Source organism: Clostridium sp., assembly GCF_036642255.1.
Lineage (GTDB): Bacteria > Bacillota > Clostridia > Clostridiales > Clostridiaceae > Clostridium_J.
Window position 1 is genome coordinate 15,473 of record NZ_JAVWDJ010000060.1, and the last position, 1,324, is coordinate 16,796.

At 29.6% G+C, this 1,324-nt stretch carries 2 protein-coding genes; both read right to left on the minus strand.

Translation table 11 applies throughout. The annotated features are described in order from the left end of the window. Positions 1–365, minus strand: a 365-nt coding sequence (locus tag RR409_RS19005; protein WP_332559354.1) for an ATP-binding cassette domain-containing protein, incomplete at its 3' end; no start/stop codon positions are given. A 322-nt stretch (positions 366–687) separates the two neighbouring features. Further along, positions 688–1,324: TetR/AcrR family transcriptional regulator (locus tag RR409_RS19010; protein ID WP_332559355.1), on the minus strand; the 637-nt coding region annotated here is incomplete at its 5' end.

A 1,324-nucleotide genomic window follows, 5' to 3' on the forward strand; every position in this document is an offset into this window, starting at 1 on the left:
TCCTCTGGCTTCATGCAATCTGCACAAATTTCCACCGCCAGCTCTACATTTTCCACTGCATTCAAATTCTGAACTAAATTATAAAATTGAAAAACAAATCCAATATCATCACGTCTATATTTTGTAAGCATTCTTTTATTATATTTGCTTATCTCGTTACCATCTACATAAATACTTCCTTCAGTAGCCTGATCCATACCACCTAAAAGATTTAGTATTGTTGACTTTCCTGCACCACTGGCACCAAGAATAACAACAAACTCTCCCTTATCTATAGAAAATGAAACATCATCAACTGCCTTAATAACTACTTCACCCATATCATAGCTCTTTTTTACATTTTTAAATTCAACATAACCTGCCATTTTAGTATCTCCTTTATTATTGTTATGAACAATGGTTCTCTTTTAACTTAAAAAAATATTTCTAATCTTTGGTTTTATATAATTTATATTGTCAATTAGCTAATTACTGTTGATTAAACGTCTGTATAGACTATTACTCTTAGCTATTTAGTAATACAAGTTATATAAATAATGAACAAGTTTAATTTGTCCATACTACTTTTAGTGGGATATTACTTCCACCAAAATTTCACTTTTGCCAGTGCTTCCACCTAATGTGGCTAGGACACTTATCTTATTAAAATTTAGTTAAACTTTCATTTTGAAAGCCTCATCCTTGTTGTTATTTTATATCTTCTGTGTCTAATTTATTTATAACATTAGAATAAAAAACATCAATTAAATTAACTATAAGTTTTCTAACTTCTGCACCATCAGTACGTTCCCTAACAATAAGAGCAATGCTCTCAATAAGGCTATGGCTAAGAACATATATAATAAAATTATTCTTAAGTCTCTTACCTCTCAAGGATAATTCATATTGCATTTTTTCTGTGGAGATTCTTGTGGCAAAATCCACAAAAACACTTTTACAGTTCTCATATATAGACCCTTTACTCTTATTAAGGAGTATAGAAATCTCTACATTACTTACATTGAAGATTTCCATTATCTCATCCACTAGCTGGAAGAAAACAACTTCTGCTTTTTCATTAAGCTCCACTTTGTCAAATTGCTTAACATAGTCCATAAATCTATTGTAAATAGATCCAATAAGATTTTCGTACAAATCCTCTTTTGATTTAAAATATTTATATATATTTCCCACAGATGTATTGGATTTTTTAGCTATACTTCTTATAGAAGCACCTTCATAGCCCTTTTCATTAAACTCAATTAATGCTTCTTCAACTATTCTATTCCGTACTTCATCTTTTTGATACTGCATTAGAAAACCTCCGTTCTCTTTTAAATTATAT